General features: G+C 66.0%; 10 protein-coding genes and 1 pseudogene. 7 read left to right on the top strand and 4 right to left on the bottom strand.

The annotated features are described in order from the left end of the window. Nucleotides 1–9: 9 nt before the first annotated feature. From add to HKW67_RS02605, 3 genes are read right to left on the bottom strand one after another with little or no spacing between them, the layout of a single operon-like run. A complete protein-coding gene (gene add / locus HKW67_RS02615; RefSeq protein ID WP_171223917.1) occupies nucleotides 10–1,080 on the bottom strand; it encodes an adenosine deaminase in 1,071 nt (356 codons plus the stop codon). Then, nucleotides 1,077–1,343 (bottom strand): hypothetical protein, encoded by a 267-nt coding sequence (locus tag HKW67_RS02610; RefSeq protein ID WP_171223916.1) that lies wholly within the window; start codon nucleotides 1,341–1,343, stop codon nucleotides 1,077–1,079. Before HKW67_RS02610 ends, add begins: the two co-directional genes overlap by 4 nt. After that, the gene (locus HKW67_RS02605) at nucleotides 1,340–4,561 is read right to left on the bottom strand and encodes a 5'-nucleotidase C-terminal domain-containing protein (protein ID WP_171223915.1); all 3,222 of its coding nucleotides are present in this window, start codon (nucleotides 4,559–4,561) and stop codon (nucleotides 1,340–1,342) included. Before HKW67_RS02605 ends, HKW67_RS02610 begins: the two co-directional genes overlap by 4 nt. 174 nt (nucleotides 4,562–4,735) lie before the next feature. Here HKW67_RS02605 and udk point away from each other — a divergent pair, with 174 nt between their 5' ends. The 3 genes from udk to HKW67_RS02590 are packed head-to-tail and all read left to right on the top strand — an operon-like array spanning nucleotide 4,736 to nucleotide 7,600. Beyond that, nucleotides 4,736–5,404 (top strand): uridine kinase, encoded by a 669-nt coding sequence (gene udk / locus HKW67_RS02600; RefSeq protein WP_171223914.1) that lies wholly within the window; start codon nucleotides 4,736–4,738, stop codon nucleotides 5,402–5,404. 12 nt (nucleotides 5,405–5,416) lie between these two features. Beyond that, complete coding sequence (locus HKW67_RS02595; protein WP_171223913.1) at nucleotides 5,417–6,133, top strand: response regulator; 717 nt, start codon at nucleotides 5,417–5,419, stop codon at nucleotides 6,131–6,133. Nucleotides 6,134–6,181: 48 nt separating this feature from the next. Continuing rightward, a complete protein-coding gene (locus HKW67_RS02590; RefSeq protein WP_171223912.1) occupies nucleotides 6,182–7,600 on the top strand; it encodes a sensor histidine kinase in 1,419 nt (472 codons plus the stop codon). A 113-nt stretch (nucleotides 7,601–7,713) separates the two neighbouring features. Here the strand turns inward: HKW67_RS02590 and HKW67_RS02585 are convergent. Next, nucleotides 7,714–8,526 (bottom strand): annotated as a pseudogene (locus HKW67_RS02585) (SIR2 family NAD-dependent protein deacylase); the annotation flags it as partial. 233 nt (nucleotides 8,527–8,759) lie between these two features. Here HKW67_RS02585 and HKW67_RS02580 point away from each other — a divergent pair. From HKW67_RS02580 to pstS, 4 genes are all read left to right on the top strand, one after another. Further along, nucleotides 8,760–11,546, top strand: coding sequence for a TonB-dependent receptor (locus HKW67_RS02580; protein ID WP_171223910.1), 2,787 nt, complete (start codon nucleotides 8,760–8,762; stop codon nucleotides 11,544–11,546). Between the two features lie 109 nt (nucleotides 11,547–11,655). Then, on the top strand, nucleotides 11,656–13,395 hold the full coding sequence (locus HKW67_RS02575; protein ID WP_171223909.1) for a fibronectin type III domain-containing protein: 1,740 nt from the start codon (nucleotides 11,656–11,658) through the stop codon (nucleotides 13,393–13,395). 77 nt (nucleotides 13,396–13,472) lie between these two features. Continuing rightward, nucleotides 13,473–14,192, top strand: coding sequence for a hypothetical protein (locus HKW67_RS02570; protein WP_171223908.1), 720 nt, complete (start codon nucleotides 13,473–13,475; stop codon nucleotides 14,190–14,192). 1 nt (nucleotide 14,193) lies between these two features. Beyond that, complete coding sequence (gene pstS, locus HKW67_RS02565) at nucleotides 14,194–15,333, top strand: phosphate ABC transporter substrate-binding protein PstS (RefSeq protein ID WP_230981108.1); 1,140 nt, start codon at nucleotides 14,194–14,196, stop codon at nucleotides 15,331–15,333. Nucleotides 15,334–15,369 lie beyond the last annotated feature (36 nt).

The raw sequence follows: 15,369 nt of genomic DNA, 5'->3' as shown, positions 1-15,369 counted from the left end.
CGCGCTCGCTCATAGCATCACCGTTACATCATCGGCGTCGGCGAGAATGTTGCCGACCTCGATCGCAATCGACTCGCGAAGCGCTTCCCGTTCCACATGCGGCAGGAACGACGAGTCGAACGACGTGATGGCCAGCATCGCCAAGGTATCGATGTCGAAGTTGAGATGTTGCGCACAGCGCACATACTCATCGGTGAGCGAGACTCCGCTCATCAGGCGATTGTCGGTATTGATCGTGACCACCGCGCCCATCACCACGTAGCGCGCCAACGGGTGCTCGCCGAAGGTGGACACCACGCGCGTCTGCACATTGCTGGTGGGGCACACCTCGAGCGTGATGCGGTGATCGATGACGTACGCTTCCAGACTCGGATCTTCGCGCAGCCGCGTGCCATGGCCGATACGATCGGCGCCGCACCGATGCAGCGCTTCGCGGATGCTGGTGGGTCCATCGCCTTCACCCGCGTGCACGGTGACAGCGAGATCATGCTGACGCGCGTAGTCGAAGGCCAGCGCATGATCCGACGCGGGGTTGCCCGACTCGCCGCCGGCCAGATCGAACGCCACCACTCCTCTGCCCTTGTACGCCACCGCGAGCTCCGCCATCTCGAGCGCGTGCGGCCACGGGAAGCTGCGCAAGGCACAGACGATCACGCGAGCCAACGTTCCGCTTTCCTTCTCGCCACGCGCCAGCCCGCGCAGCACCGCCTGCATCACATCGTCCAGCGAAAGTCCACCGCGCACGTTGAGCGCCGGACAGAATCGCGCTTCGATATAACGTACGCCGTCGAGCGCCGCATCGAGGACGAACTCATGCGCGATCCGCTCGAGGGCGACGATATCCTGCATCACCGCCAGCGTCACCTCGAAGCGCGCGAGGTAATCTTCGAGATTCCGTGCGTCATCCACCAGCATCCATGCGCCGAGCGCCGATGCCGTGTGCACGGGCAGCGCGAGTCCACGCTCGGTCGACAACTCGAGCAGCGTGGACGGACGCAACGAACCGTCGAGGTGACAGTGTAGATCCGCCTTCGGCATGCGCTGTACGATCTCGATGAACGCCGGATTCACCGTACTCACGACGCAGCCTCACTGTCGAGTCGATCGCGCACGGGCACCACCCGGTAGATCAAACCGCCCACCAGCGCCTGCGTCGCCTCCACCGGCAAGCCGCGGCTATCGGTGAGACGCTGGCGTCCGGCATCGACGTCGGCCGCGAGTTCAGGAAACAGCGCGCGCACCGCATCGACGGCGACCGACCCATGCGGCACCGACACGCCGCGCTCGTTCACGTACACCCGAAGCGAGTCGGGACCGGTCACCGGAGAAACGACGTCACTCATTTTGCTGCTCCCGCGCCAACGGCGCGAATACGTACGGTCGTGTCACCGCGTACCGGCTGCGGCAGTTGCTCGAGATAGCTGGCTAGCATGTCGACGTCGCGCACGGCCAGAATCTCGACCGAGATCGTGCGGGCGAGCATCGTGCCTTCGGCATCGTCGATCATGAAGTCGTTCACCACCAACGCGTAGATCCGGTCGGGATCGAGCGGCGCGCCATTGGCGCCGAGCACGCGGAGCACGCGCTGCCCCTGCGGCTTGGCCGGATCGTACTCGATGGTGAGTCCACTCACATGCGTATTCGGCCGACCATTCCACACCCACCGTTCGGCGTTGGCCACGAGGTCGCGACCGCGCATTCGCACGCGCACCAGGACGTTTCCGAAGGGAGAAATCTGATACACCCCGCCGAAGCTGATCGGACCGGCCGGGATATCGGTCCGGATACCACCGTTGTTCCAGGCACCGAAGTCGGCGTTACCCTTCACCCGCGCGGCATCGGCGACAATGTTTCCCAGTGGGTACTGATCACTGTTCCGCACGAAGGCCTCGGCAATCGTGGCCACCCGCCGATCGATGCGCACCTGCACTTTGGCATTGGCGGCCGTTACGATCGAATCGATGATCGGATCGGCACCAGCGCGCTCTTCGCCCGATACGGTGCGAATTTCAGCCTTGGCCTGACTGCCATCCAACGGGATGTCGACCACGGCGATCGCGCGGCCATTCGACGACGTTTCCACAACGGGCATATCACGGCGACGCAAAGCGACATTCCAGTGCGCGTGCCCCATGACGAACAGGTCCGGCTTGTCGGTGAGCTTGTCGATGATGCTGATGCCGCCACCCGTGCAGGCATCCGGCTTGTCGCGATCGCAGCGCGCGCCATCATGCGCCAGCGCAATCACGACCTGCGCCCCGCCGGCACGCAAAGCGCGCACGCGCTCGCTGATGATCGGCGCCGGGTCGAGAAATTTGAGCTGACGCACGTTGCGCACTTTGGTCGACGTCGCCGTATGCTCGCCGGCCGTACCGATGATGCCGATGCGCACGCCCCCGCGTACCACTACCGTGTCGGCGCGTAGCCAGGGCAGCGGGCGACCATCGGGCCCGCGTACGTTGGCGCCGAGCAACCCATACTTGAGCTCGCGCATACGCATGCGGAGGGTGTCCTGCCCAAAATCGAAATCGTGATTGCCGATCGCACCGGCCGCCACGTGGAGGCGATTGAACACCGCCACCGTGGGCTTGCCCGCGTCCCAATCGGACGCCGCGGCACCGGAGAACAGATCGCCGGCGTCGACGACGACGCTTTGGCACTGCCCCGTGCACTCGCGCTGCGCCTTTTCGATGGCGGCCGATAGCGCCACCGCACCGCCCTGCGAACGCCCACGATCATCGGGGCGGTTGGAGAGCGCGCCATGGAAATCACTCATGCTGATCACGCGCAACGTGCGCCCCTGCGGTGCAGCCGCAAGCGCGACAGCGGTGGCCGCGGGGGGAATAGCGGCCGGTGCGCCGCCGGCGGCTTCACCCGCCCGACCACGATTCTGCTCGCGATACGCGATCGCTCGTGCCGCGGCTGGCTCGAGGCGCCAGTTCACCGTGGCGTACTTGGCCGGATCGAGCGTGCCGGCCTTGGTCACAGCGTCGATGATCAGCGAGCGGATATCGGTGTCCTTCTGAAATACGACCGGCGCGCTGGCCAGCATCGCGTAGCCGCCACCGCCGCTCTGTCGATAATTGTTCAACGCCATCGTGAACGAGTCGCTGGGCTGCACCGCGCGACCGTTGCGCGTGAGCGTCGTAATGCGCGAGCCAGCGGGCTTCGACACGTCGATCACGTAGTCCACGCCGCTGACCACGTCGAAGTTGAAGCCAGGGATCTTGGGATCCACCAACCCGCCCGCCGGCGCCGTCCCATCGGGCGCCAGCGTGCGATAGTACAACGCCGACTGCTCCAGGAAGGCGCGCAACTGGGCGCCGGTAATGCGCACGGCGCGCAGCGTGTTCTCGTAGGGATACAGTCGCGACAAGGCCGCCTGCGTGACCGCCCCCGTGTCCAACGTGGCGTCGAGCGAGAACGCGGCGGTGGCCGCCAGTTCGGCACCCGACTCGCGGCGCATGACTTCGTTGATCAGATCGGTGATCGGTGCATCCACCACGCGCGCGCTATCCGCGCGCCACTTCACCGCCGTGCGCCCCACCGGCGTGGTTACCCATGCCACGGTCGCCTTGTGCGTGGCCGCCGACGCGGCCAGCACGGCCGGCGACTCGCCATGGCCCGCCACCTTCACCGACTGGCCGCGGTGCTTCACCACGGCCCATTTTCCCTTGATCTTCTCGAGGGTCAGCGTGGCCAGCGCCACCGAGGCCGCCCAGTTGCGCGGCTGCACCAGTAGCGCACCGTTGATCGTCGAGTCCACCAGCTCGGCATGCGAATGGCCATACACGACCAAGTTGATCCCGTCGATCTCGCGGGGCACCCGCGCGGCCACGTTCTCTGAGGCGATCCCCGTGGCGGCCGTATCGTACGACGCGGCGCCGTCCAGCCCCGAGTGCAGCAGTACGACCACCACGTCCGCTTTGCGCTGGCGCACCTCAGCGACCGCGGTGCGTACCGACGACACGATATCGGTCACCGTGAGACCGGCCTCGCGCAGATTGTCGCGATCCCACAGCATCGACCCCGGCGTGGTCCCGCCGATGACCGCGATGCGTACTCCGCGCCGGTCGATCAGCGTGTACGGTGCCACGAACGGGCGCCCCTGCGCGTCGCGCACGTTGGCCGCCACAAAGGGGAACGCCGCCTTTGAGATGGCTGCCCGCAGCGCCGGCACGCCATAGTTGAACTCGTGATTCCCGATCACCGCGGCGTCGTAGCGCATCACATTCATCGCCGCGATCACCGGATGGACTGGCGGCGGCGCCACCTTGGCGGCGACGTACAGCAGGGGATTCCCCGAAAGGATATCGCCGCCATCGACCAGCAGCACACGGCCGGGGTTGGCGGTGCGGACCGAATCTACGATGGTGGCCGCGCCGGCCAGCGTACGGGCCGGATCGGGGGCGTTGGCGTAATAGTCCCAGCCCCGCAGGCGTCCGTGTACGTCGGTGGTGGCGGCAATGACCAGATCGAAGCGTCCGGATTGCGCCCGAAGCGGGGCAGCCGCGGCCAGTGTCAGCACAGCCGCGGTGAAGAGCGAAGGCAAGCGTCCCATGGAGGGAAGCTAGCGGCTCCAACCACGAAACGCTTGCCCCTCCTCTCGGCCCCCGCGAACTTGCCCGTATCGGTTCCGGCCGCCGATACGCTTCTGTTACACCGTCGTGGCGGTCCGGTCACGACAAGGGGACAGGTTGGTCATCGTGCAGTGTCGGAACCGGAGTTGCCGCTCATGAAACCGCTGATCATCGGGATCGCAGGCGGCACCGGCTCGGGGAAGTCCACCGTCGCGCGCAAAGTCGCTGAAGCTCTGCCCGACGCTTCGGTCGCCTTTCTCGAGATGGACGCGTACTATCGCGACTTCCGGCACCTCACGTTGTCGCAGTTGCATCAAGTGAATTGGGATCATCCCGATGCCTTCGACGTGGAATTGCTTACCGTGCACCTCGACGCGCTCTCGCGCGGCGAACCGGTGAATATGCCCGTCTACGAATTCGCGACCCATTCCCGAAGCGAGCGCACGCGACGCATCGCGCCGGCGGACGTTGTCGTCATCGACGGCATTCTGCTGCTGGCCGACGCCAACGTCCGCGCGTTGTGCGATGTAAAAGTGTTCGTCGACGCCGATCCCGACATCCGGCTCATCCGTCGTATTCGCCGCGATACGGCGGTGCGCGGACGGACGCTCGAGTCGGTACTCGACCAGTATCTGAACACCGTGCAACCGATGCATTTGCAGTTCGTCGAACCCAGCAAACGCTACGCTGACGTGATCGTCCCGAGAGGCGGCAACAATCTGGTTGCCATCGAGATGATCGTGGCCAAGATCCAGCGTCGGCTCATTTCGCGCGCAGCTGCGCGAACCCCATTGTCCGTGCCCGCAACGGCCGAACCGGCCTGAGTCCGATACAGCATGCAAGCTGCGCCGTCCACTGAACGCATCCTCGTAGTCGATGACGAGCCGGAGATCGTGGCGCTCGTCACGTACCATCTCGCGAAAGTCGGCTATCGCGTTGCGACGTCCGCCACCGGCCAAGAGGCGCTCGAGCTTGCGCGCCGCGAACGCCCCTCGCTGATCGTGCTCGACCTCATGCTTCCCGGCATCTCGGGATTCGACGTGCTCGAGCAGCTCCGCGCCGACGAATCCACCCGTGATATCGCGGTGCTCATGCTCACCGCGCGACGTGAAGAGCCCGATCGCATCCGCGGGCTCTCGCTGGGCGCCGATGACTATCTCACCAAGCCATTCAGCCCTGCGGAACTCGTGCTACGCGTCGGCGCGATCCTGCGCCGCACCGGTAACGCTGCGCCCGTGAACGCGGACACGCTGGTGATCGGCCCGCTGCACGTCGACCGCGCCGCCATGGCGGTCAAGGTCGAAGGACAGGAGGTGGAGCTCACGCCCACCGAGTTCAAGCTGCTGCTCACGCTCGTCGAACGTCGCGGGCGCGTGCAGGGGCGCGGCCTGCTGCTCGAAACGGTGTGGGATGCCGCGCCTGATATTCAGACGCGTACCGTCGACATGCACGTACAGCGTCTTCGCACCAAGCTCGGCGCCGCCGGCGATATGATCGAGACGGTACGTGGCTTCGGCTATCGCTTCCGTGCGGCGATGCCGCGCGGCGCGTGATCGCACGGCACCCGCGAACGCACGCCGCCAACGCGCGGTGAGCACGCCATGAGACTGGCGCAACGCATCGTCGTGAACAGCTTCGTGGTCGCGACGCTGCTCGTCGGCATTGTGCTCTTCGCCGTGGAACGACGCGTCACCGAGCGCGTGCGCGCCGAGGAACCCACAGCGGCCGCCTCGGCCGACGAGTTTCTGGCCAAGGTGCGTCGCGACATCGTGATCGCCGGACTCGCCGCCTTGCTGGTCGGTGTGGCGCTTGCGCAGGTCCTCGCCGCCCCCGTCGCCCGTCCTATCGAAGAGCTCCGCGACGTAGCGCGCGGTCTCGCGGCCGGTGATCTCACGCAACGTCCGTCGCGTGCCATCGCCGGTGGGGAAGTGGGCGATCTGGCCGAGGCGCTTCGCCGGTTGGCTGAACAGCTCGAGGCCCGCTTGCAGGCCCTGCACGGCGAAGAAGCCTTGCTCGTGGCCCTCACCGAATCGCTCAACGAAGGCGTGATCGCCGTCGATGCCCGCCAGCGCGTGGTGCGCATCAACGAGACGGCGCGACAGCTCCTGCGCCTTCGCGAACCGGTGCCCTTCCCCGCCGACTTTCTGCCGCGCGACCGTACCCTGCGCGAAGCCATGGCCGCCGTGCTGTCCGGCAGCGATGCCGTACCCGATGAAGTCCGCGTTGACGATCGCACGCTCTCGCTCACCGCGCGTCCGCTCCCGGGAGGTGGTGCCGTGCTTGCGCTGTACGATCTCACCCCCGTGCGCCGGCTCGAGGCGGTGCGCCGGGATTTCGTAGCGAACGTGTCGCACGAACTGCGTACGCCGCTCACCGTAATCGGCGGCTTCGTGGAGACCCTGCAAGACGAAGAGCTGCCCCCGGAGCTGCGACGTCAGTTCCTGGCGATGTGCGAAGGCAACGTGCGTCGCATGCAGCGCATCGTGGACGACCTGCTCGACTTGTCGCGCATCGAATCCGGCGGGTGGGTGCCCAATCCCATCGATCTCGATATCGCGGCGGTTGCCGCCGAGGTGTTCGCGCCGCTGCAGACGGCCGCGACGGCGAAGGGGGTCGTATTGCGCACCGAGATTGGTGCCGACGCCGGCCACCTGCATATCGACCCGACAGCGGCGCGACAGATTCTCAGCAACCTCGCCGAGAATGCCCTGCGCCACACCACCACCGGCGAGGTCGTACTCTTTTCGCAGATCGATGAGGGCGGAACACGGATCGGCGTGCGCGACACCGGCACCGGCATCGGGGCCGAGCACCTGCCCCGCATTTTCGAACGGTTCTATAGAGCCGACCCGGGTCGCTCACGCGAGGCCGGCGGTACCGGGCTCGGATTGGCCATCGTGCGACATCTGGCCGAGTCACATGGGGGTAGCGTGAAGGCCGAATCGCAGCCCGGTGTCGGGACCACGATCTCGGCCTGGATCCCTCGCGACGTCGCGTCGACGGACTACTCCGAAGGCTGATCCGAAGAGAGAATGGGCGCTGGCGGATCGATCGGTAGTTGAGCCGCGGCCGAAGCTGGGGCGGCCTGCTCACGGATCGGTGGAGCGTTCGACTCATGTCGACGGGCGCGCCGACCGGCGAACGCCTCGGCGATCAGGCGCGGCAACATCACCCCGGCCGGACCCTCGATAGGGAGGATGCTAGGGCCGCGGCGCTGCCCGTCCATGTTCGGATTCACCACGATGACCGTGGCGCCGTGCGTGGCCGAAATCCACGGCAGCGACGCCGCCGGCTCGACCACGTTCGACGTGCCGACCGAAAGGAACACGTCGCAGGCCACGGCGGCGTTGCGCGCGGCCTCGAACTGGGCCATCGGCATCGGCTCACCGAACCAGACCACGTCGGGACGCATGAGGGCGCCACAGGTGACGCACTTTGGTGGCTCGGCCGCCTGGTCTTCGGTGGGCACCATCGTCCCCGGACACCCGGCGCTACAGCGGGCGCGCATCAGCGAACCGTGCAGACTGATCACGTCACGTGAGCCGGCGCGCTCGTGCAGGTCGTCGACGTTCTGGGTCACCAGCGTACAGTGCGCAACGCGCGACGCCAGGGTCACCAACGCCTGATGCGCCGGATTGGGCTGCGCCGACCGTACCATCGACCGGCGCGCCGCATACCACTGCCACACGCGAATCGGGTGGGCCGCGAAGGCGTCAGGCGTCGCCAGCTCCTGCGGCTTGTACTTCGCCCAGAGGCCGGTCAGAGCATCGCGGAAGGTGGGAATGCCGCTTTCGGCCGACACGCCAGCGCCGGAGAGTACGCACACGTGTTCCGCGGCGCGCAGGGCTCGGGCCGCGACCGAGAGGGCCTCGGCGCGGGTCTGCGGGTCGGTAGGAGGGGGCGACGCGACGCGTCGACGCTCGAGCAGGGGATCAGAGGCAGCCATTGTGCGGGCGAGAATATCACGACAGGGCACGCCGCACCAGCCCCCTCCGGAGCGTGAGTCGAAGTCGCCTCAATGCCGTGCTCCGTGACACAACCGTTGCACAACCGTGCGGAGATCGAAACCTGGGTCACGAAGCTTACTGGTCATCCGGAGCCCACGCGGTCCGGCAGGCCAGGAACCACGAGCGCCCGAACGGGCGTCTCCGCAGTCTTCATATACAGACCCGATCATCCATGCGGACCTACGCACACGTGCTCTCCCGTTTCGCGCGTCATTTGACGCTGGCGATTGCGGCTGCCGTCGTTCCCGCTTCTACTATTGCAGCACAGGGGGCTGACGCTCCCGTCGGCCGGATTACCGGCCGCATCATCGACGCGACCACTGGCCAAGGCATCGCGGCCGCTGGCGTGCAGGTGGTCGGCACCACCATCGGCACGCAGTCCGGCGTCGACGGTAGATACATCATCGCCCGCGTCCCTGCCGGCACCGTGACGATTCAAGTGCGGCGTATCGGGTACGGACCCAAAACCGTCACGGGCATCATCGTGCCGGCGAACGGTGCGCTCACGCAGGACATCTCGCTCAGCACGGCCGAACTCCAGCTGGCGGCGGTGAGCGTCACTGCGAGCAGCGAGCGCGGCACGGTCAACGAAGCGCTCGACAAGCAGCGCACCGCCACCGGTATCGTGAACTCGGTCACGGCCGAGCAGATCGCCAAGAGCCCCGATGGTGACGCGGCGCAGGCGATCCAGCGTGTCAGCGGCGTGACCGTGCAGGACGGACGCAGCGTGTTCGTGCGCGGACTCGGCGAGCGGTACACCGTGACCAACCTGAACGGCGCCCGACTGCCGAGCCCGGAGCCGGAAAAGCGCTTCGTGCCGCTCGACATCTTTCCGTCGGCGCTGCTGCAGTCCATCAACACCACGAAAACGTTTACCCCCGACTTGGCCGGCGACTTCTCAGGCGCCTCAGTCGATATCGAAACGCGCGAGTTCCCGCTGCGCCGCACGTACATCTTCTCGACGTCGATCGGCATGAACGATCAGGCGACCGGACGTCAGATCGCGAGCGCTCCCACCGTCGGCACGGAGTGGCGCGCCAGCGCTGGCGCGGCTCGCGCTGTACCGGCCCAGTTGGCGACGGCACGTGATGTGGCGAACCTCACGACTCGCGAAGCAATGAACGGCGCGGTGAACTCGCTGCGCAACGCTTGGACGCCGGTGCAGCAGGCAGGTGCTCCGAATGGCTCGCTCGGCCTGAGTGTCGGTGGTCAGGATCCGATCTTCGGTCAGCGTGTCGGTTACCTCGCATCGTTCACGTACTCGACGACGCAGGAAGTACGGGCCGACGACTACCAGGCCAATCCGATTCAGCGTGATGGCCGGCCGCAGGTGCTCGAGTCGTGGCAGGGCACGGGCAGTCGCCGTGGCGTGCTGTGGGGCGGCATGTTCAACACCAGCACCATGCTCGGCAGCAAGAATCGTATCGCGCTCAACAACACGTACACCCGCAGCGCGGACAACGAGGCTCGCCAGAACGAAGGCGCGTCGTTCGGTTTCTCCGGTATCAATATCCAGCGTAACACGCTGCGGTATGTGGAGCGCACAATCCGCTCGTCTCAGCTCAAGGGTGAGCATACGATCGGCGGACGTCAGAATCTCGACTGGACCGTGTCGTCGTCCGGCGTGTCGCGCCGCGAGCCGGATCGCTCCGACCTCGTGTACGCGCAGTTCACTCCCGGAGGGCCGTACGCCTGGAGCGACGGCAATCCTGACGTGGCGCGTCGCACGTTCGGCGATCTCAATGAGAGCAACTGGACGGGTGGTGCGAACTACCGACTCGCCTTCAGCGACAGCCCGAACGCTGTCAAGCTCAAGATGGGTGGCTCGTACCGCACCACCGCGCGCGACGCGGTGAACCGCCAGTTCAGCATCGTCTCCAATTCTGTGCCGGTCGCCGATCGCAACCTGCCGGCGGAATCGCTCTTCGACGGACGCTACACGACGGGGAACGCGAACCAGTTCAACGTCATCAACGTGGCGGAAGACGGCATTTACGATGCGACCGAACGCCTGGCCGCGGGCTATGCCATGCTCGAGCTGCCGTTCGGTTCGCGCCTCCGGCTTATCGCCGGCGCTCGTCTCGAAGACGCCAACATCACGGTGAACACGTCGCTGACGAACAACAACACGTTTGTCTCGACGCTCAAGAACACCGACGTGCTGCCCGCCGCCGTGCTGAACTTCAAGCTGTCCGAGAATGGTCAGCTGCGCGCCTCGGCCTCGCAGACGCTGGCGCGCCCTGAGTATCGCGAACTCTCGCCGGTGCAGTACCTCGAGGTGATCGGCGGCCAGATCACGCGCGGCAATGGTGACCTGGTACGCACACTGATCCAGAACTACGATCTCAAGTACGAACTCTTCCCGAACGCCGAAGAAGTGTTCAGCATCGGCGTGTTCGCGAAGCAGTTCGATCGCCCCATCGAGCGCATCGATATCGCCACGGGCGGCGCCCCGATCGTCTCGTTCTTCAACGCCGCGTCGGCCAGCAACCTCGGCGTCGAGCTCGAGGCCCGCAAGAATCTCGGCAACGTGGCCAGTGCGCTCGAAGCGTTCAGCGTATTCACGAACCTCACGCTGATGCAGAGCACCATCAAGGTGGGCGGAGACGCCTCGGCGAACACCAATGCCGATCGACCGATGATGGGCCAGGCCCCGTGGGTGGCCAACGTTGGCTCGTCGTGGGCGAGCAAGTCGGGACGCATCTCCTCCACGCTGCTCTACTCGGCGGTGGGTCCGCGCATCTACGCCGCTGGCACGATTCCCTTCCCCGACGTGAAGGAACAGACGCGCCACGTAGTGGACTTCTCCGTGCGCTTCCCGGTGACGCAGCTGTTCCAGCTCAAGCTGGACGCGCGCAACCTGCTCGACGCGCCGTACAAGCTCACGCAGGGTCCGGTGACGCGTGAGTCGTACCGCATGGGGCGCCAAGTCTCGGTCGGAGCGCAGTGGCGTCGGTGACACGATCGTGACGGAGCCGTCGCTGTAGCATGACGAAGAACGGACAAAGTTAGGGGGACCGGCGCAGAGTCGGTCCCCCTCTTTGTATTCACCAACTATCCCCGTCGTCATGACTCGTATTTGGACTCGCTGGGCACCTCGCGCCGGCGCCATCCTCGGCCTGATCGCCCTCGCCGCCTGTGGCGACGACGGTCCAACAACACCTGCGGCGTTGACCACGCCAACTGGCGTAGTCGGTACATCACCCTCGCCGACGAGCGTCCGTATCGCGTGGTTGGCGGTCGGCTCGGCCACTGGGTACCGCGTGGAACGCGCGCCGGAAGTTGGCGGCACGTTCGCGCAGATCGGTACGCCCACTACGCCTGAATATGTAGACTCGGCGTTGCTTCCCGAGACCGCGTATCGGTATCGCGTGATCGCCGTCCGCGGCTCAGAGGTCAGCGCCACGTCGACCGAAGTGACGGTTCGGACGAGCAATCGCACCGTTGTGCAGGTCACGTCGGACGTCACCACGAATACCACGTGGACTGCGGGCAACACGTACCAGCTTACACGCATCATCTCGGTCGCCAACGGCGCGGTCCTCACGATTGAGCCCGGCACGCTGGTTATCGGTGCGCCGATCACGACGGGCCAGGCGCCCGCGGTCTCAGCGCTCATGGTGCTTCGCGGCGCGCGAGTCAACGCGATCGGAACCCGAGCGGCGCCGATCATCATGACGTCGGCGGCCGCAGCGGGCAACCGCGCACCTGGCGACTGGGGCGGACTCATCATCGTCGGGAATGCCTCTTCAAACCGTACCGGTCGCACGGTGGTTGAAGGCCCGGCTCCTGCTGACACGGTAAGCTGGAACGGCGGCACGGCCGACGCGGACAACTCGGGCTCATACGTGTACACTCGCGTGGAGTTTGCCGGCGCCGCAGCGCAGTTGAACGTCGAGCTCAACTCCTTCTCGTTCTACGCGGTCGGTCGCGGTACGCGTGTCGAGTATGTGCAGGCCATTCGCGGCCTCGACGACATGTTCGAATTCTTCGGCGGCACGGTGGACGCGCGGTACTTGGTGTCCTACGAGTCGGGTGACGATCATTTCGACGCGGCCGAAGGCTTCCGTGGTCGCCTGCAGTACATGATTGCGCTGCAGACCGGACCGCGCGTATCCCCGCGCGCCGGCAACCCCGGTGCACTGTCTGGCGAGCAGAGCGGCTTTGAAGTGGATGGCTGTGGATCGGCGTCCGGCACCTGTGCCGCCGGCTTCAACTCCACGCCGTACAGCATGCCCGTGTTCGCGAACTTCACGATGGTTGGGCCTGGTGCTGGCGTGCTGCCGGTTCGTGCTGGCGGCGACGGCGGTTTGGGCGCGAACATTCGCCGCGGCACTGGCGGCGTGTGGATGAACGGCGTGATCGCGCGTTGGCCGGAAGCGGCCTTCTCGATCTTCGATCCCGAGACGAACACGCGACTGACGGAAGACTCGCTGAACCTGCGCAATCTCCTGTTCGTCGAGAACAATCGCGACTATGACGCGGTGGGGGCCACGAACCGCTTTGGCACCGTGGACAAGTTCACAACGGCGTCGATCCGCACGTCCGCCGCCACCGCGAACGCTTTGTTCCTGTCCCTCCCGGGAGCGGCTACGGAAATCGCGAACAACGCAACGCTCGACTGGACGCCAGTCGCCGGCTCGCTGCTGACGACGGGTGGCACGGGCGCCACGTTGCCCGGCCGCGTCCCGACGCGCGTGACGAACTTCTTCGGCGGCACGATGGCGGGAACCACGTTCGTTGGCGCCGCCGACCCGGCTGCCACGGACAAGTGGTGGACCGGCTGGACGGCGTATTACCGTAACTAACGGTAGCGAGTAGCATCAACGGGGTCGGATCTGTCGTCACGAAGATCCGACCCTCTTGCATTCCCCAACTTCAGCCGATGCAACGTTCAATTCTTCGATTTGCCGGCGTGGCCCTCGCCTGTTCTCTAGTCACGGCCTGCTCGACAGACACGCCACGATCCGGCGATTCCGCGGGCGCGGCTTCGGCCAACCCACGTCAGCCGATTCCGGCCGGAATCGATCCTCGCATGGTCGAGTGGCGCGAAGATGGAGTGCTGATTGCCTCAGCCGACTCATTACGCAAGACGCCAGGTTACGTGGTCGACAGCGTCTTCCCGCCAGAAGAGGCCATGCGCCGGTTTCGCGCCACCATTCCCGGGAGCGCACCGACTCGCCTTTCTGGTGGAGCGTCGTCGGTTGACGGCTTGATCCGGCGTTACTGGGTGGCGCTCACGGCCGCTGACACGAGCGCGGTCCGGGCGCTGAGCGTGGATCAGGCGGAGTTTGCCTACCTGTATCTTCCGGATAGCCCCGAGATCCGATCAGGAATGCAGCCCGCGATCGCATGGCTCGTACTGGACGAGGCATCGGTTCGCGGACTCAGTCGCGCCCGACTCCGCGCTGAAACGGCGCGCAGCGTGCCAGCAGTAGGCGTGGCGTGCGATGGCAACGAGGTCGCCAATGGCGCAGCGCAGATTCAAGGGCCGTGCGGCATCGTCCTGAAGCGTGCCGCTGGCTTGGACACGATCTGGATCGCGAATCGCGTCATCCGTCGCGACGGAGTCGCGAAGCTGCTCGGTTTCGCCAATCCTCTGTAACGTGCCAAGACTATCGCTTTCCTTCAGACGTGTTGGTCTACCAGCGCTCGCGCTTGCGGCCCTGGCGACGATCTCGGCGTGCGGTGATCGTCGATCGAGCCGAGCTGACTCCGCCACCGCGCTCACGCCGAGTGGCACCCGCGTCGACCTCACCGGCGCCGGCGCCACCTTCCCGTATCCGCTCTACTCGCGCTGGTTCAACGAATACGCGACGCTCACCAACGTCCGCATCAACTATCAGTCGATCGGATCCGGCGGTGGCATTCGCCAAGTGGTCGCGCGCACCGTCGACTTCGGCGCCACCGATGTGCCGATGACGGATGCCGAGCTCGCCAGCGCCGGCATGCCGGTGCTGCACATCCCTACCGTCATCGGCGCCGTAGCCATCACCTACAACCTCCCCGGACTGGCGCGGCCGCTCAACCTCAGCCCCGACGTCATCGCCGACATTTTCCTCGGCACGATCACGCGTTGGAGCGACACGCGTATCGCCGCGCTGAATCCGAATGTCACGATGCCCGACACCGACATTCTGGTCGTGCATCGCGCCGATGGCAGCGGGACGTCCTACATCTTCAGCGACTTCCTCACCACCGTGAGCCCTTCTTGGGCCGCCGGACCGGGCCGTGGCAAAGACGTGCGCTGGCCGGTCGGCATCGGTGGCAAGGGCAACGAAGGGGTAGCGGGCCAAGTGAAGCAGATGCCGGGCGCGATCGGCTATCTCGAGGTCGTGTACGCACGGCAAAATCGCCTGCCGGTCGTGCACGTGCGCAACGCGGCCGGCCGGTTCATCTCACCGATGCCCTTCGAGATCGCGTCAGCGGCAACGGCCGTTCTCGAGGCCGATCGCAAACTCTTTGCGTCCGACTCAAAGGGCACACCAGACCTCCGTGTGTCGCTCGTGAACGCGCCCGGCGCGCAGTCGTACCCGATCGCGTCCTTCACCTGGATGCTGGTGGCGCCGACGGCCATCGGACCGCAGAAGAGCCGCCAGCTCGCTGCCTTCATCCGCTGGGCGCTGCTCGAGAATCCCGACGTGGCCAGTACACTCGGCTATGTGCCGCTTCCGTCCGAAGCCGCGACCCGCATAGTGGACCGACTCGACGCCACGCTGGCAGCCGGACGGCCCGGGCCGCCGTGACAGACCCGTTACACAGGACGGCGCGGGCGCGAAGCG

The sequence above is a fragment of the Gemmatimonas groenlandica genome (genome assembly GCF_013004105.1).
Taxonomy (GTDB): Bacteria; Gemmatimonadota; Gemmatimonadetes; order Gemmatimonadales; family Gemmatimonadaceae; genus Gemmatimonas; species Gemmatimonas groenlandica.
Note: the sequence above shows the minus strand (reverse complement) of the source record. Positions and strands in the feature narration are given on the sequence as shown.

What these genes read in the sequence shown, in the direction of transcription:
- HKW67_RS02610 (WP_171223916.1), bottom strand. Translation starts at nt 1,343, where the DNA reads ATGAGTGACGTCGTTTCTCCGGTGACCGGTCCCGACTCGCTTCGGGTG.
- HKW67_RS02605 (WP_171223915.1), bottom strand. Translation starts at nt 4,561, where the DNA reads ATGGGACGCTTGCCTTCGCTCTTCACCGCGGCTGTGCTGACACTGGCC.
- udk (WP_171223914.1), top strand. Translation starts at nt 4,736, where the DNA reads ATGAAACCGCTGATCATCGGGATCGCAGGCGGCACCGGCTCGGGGAAG.
- HKW67_RS02595 (WP_171223913.1), top strand. Translation starts at nt 5,417, where the DNA reads ATGCAAGCTGCGCCGTCCACTGAACGCATCCTCGTAGTCGATGACGAG.
- HKW67_RS02590 (WP_171223912.1), top strand. Translation starts at nt 6,182, where the DNA reads ATGAGACTGGCGCAACGCATCGTCGTGAACAGCTTCGTGGTCGCGACG.
- HKW67_RS02580 (WP_171223910.1), top strand. Translation starts at nt 8,760, where the DNA reads ATGCGGACCTACGCACACGTGCTCTCCCGTTTCGCGCGTCATTTGACG.
- HKW67_RS02575 (WP_171223909.1), top strand. Translation starts at nt 11,656, where the DNA reads ATGACTCGTATTTGGACTCGCTGGGCACCTCGCGCCGGCGCCATCCTC.
- HKW67_RS02570 (WP_171223908.1), top strand. Translation starts at nt 13,473, where the DNA reads ATGCAACGTTCAATTCTTCGATTTGCCGGCGTGGCCCTCGCCTGTTCT.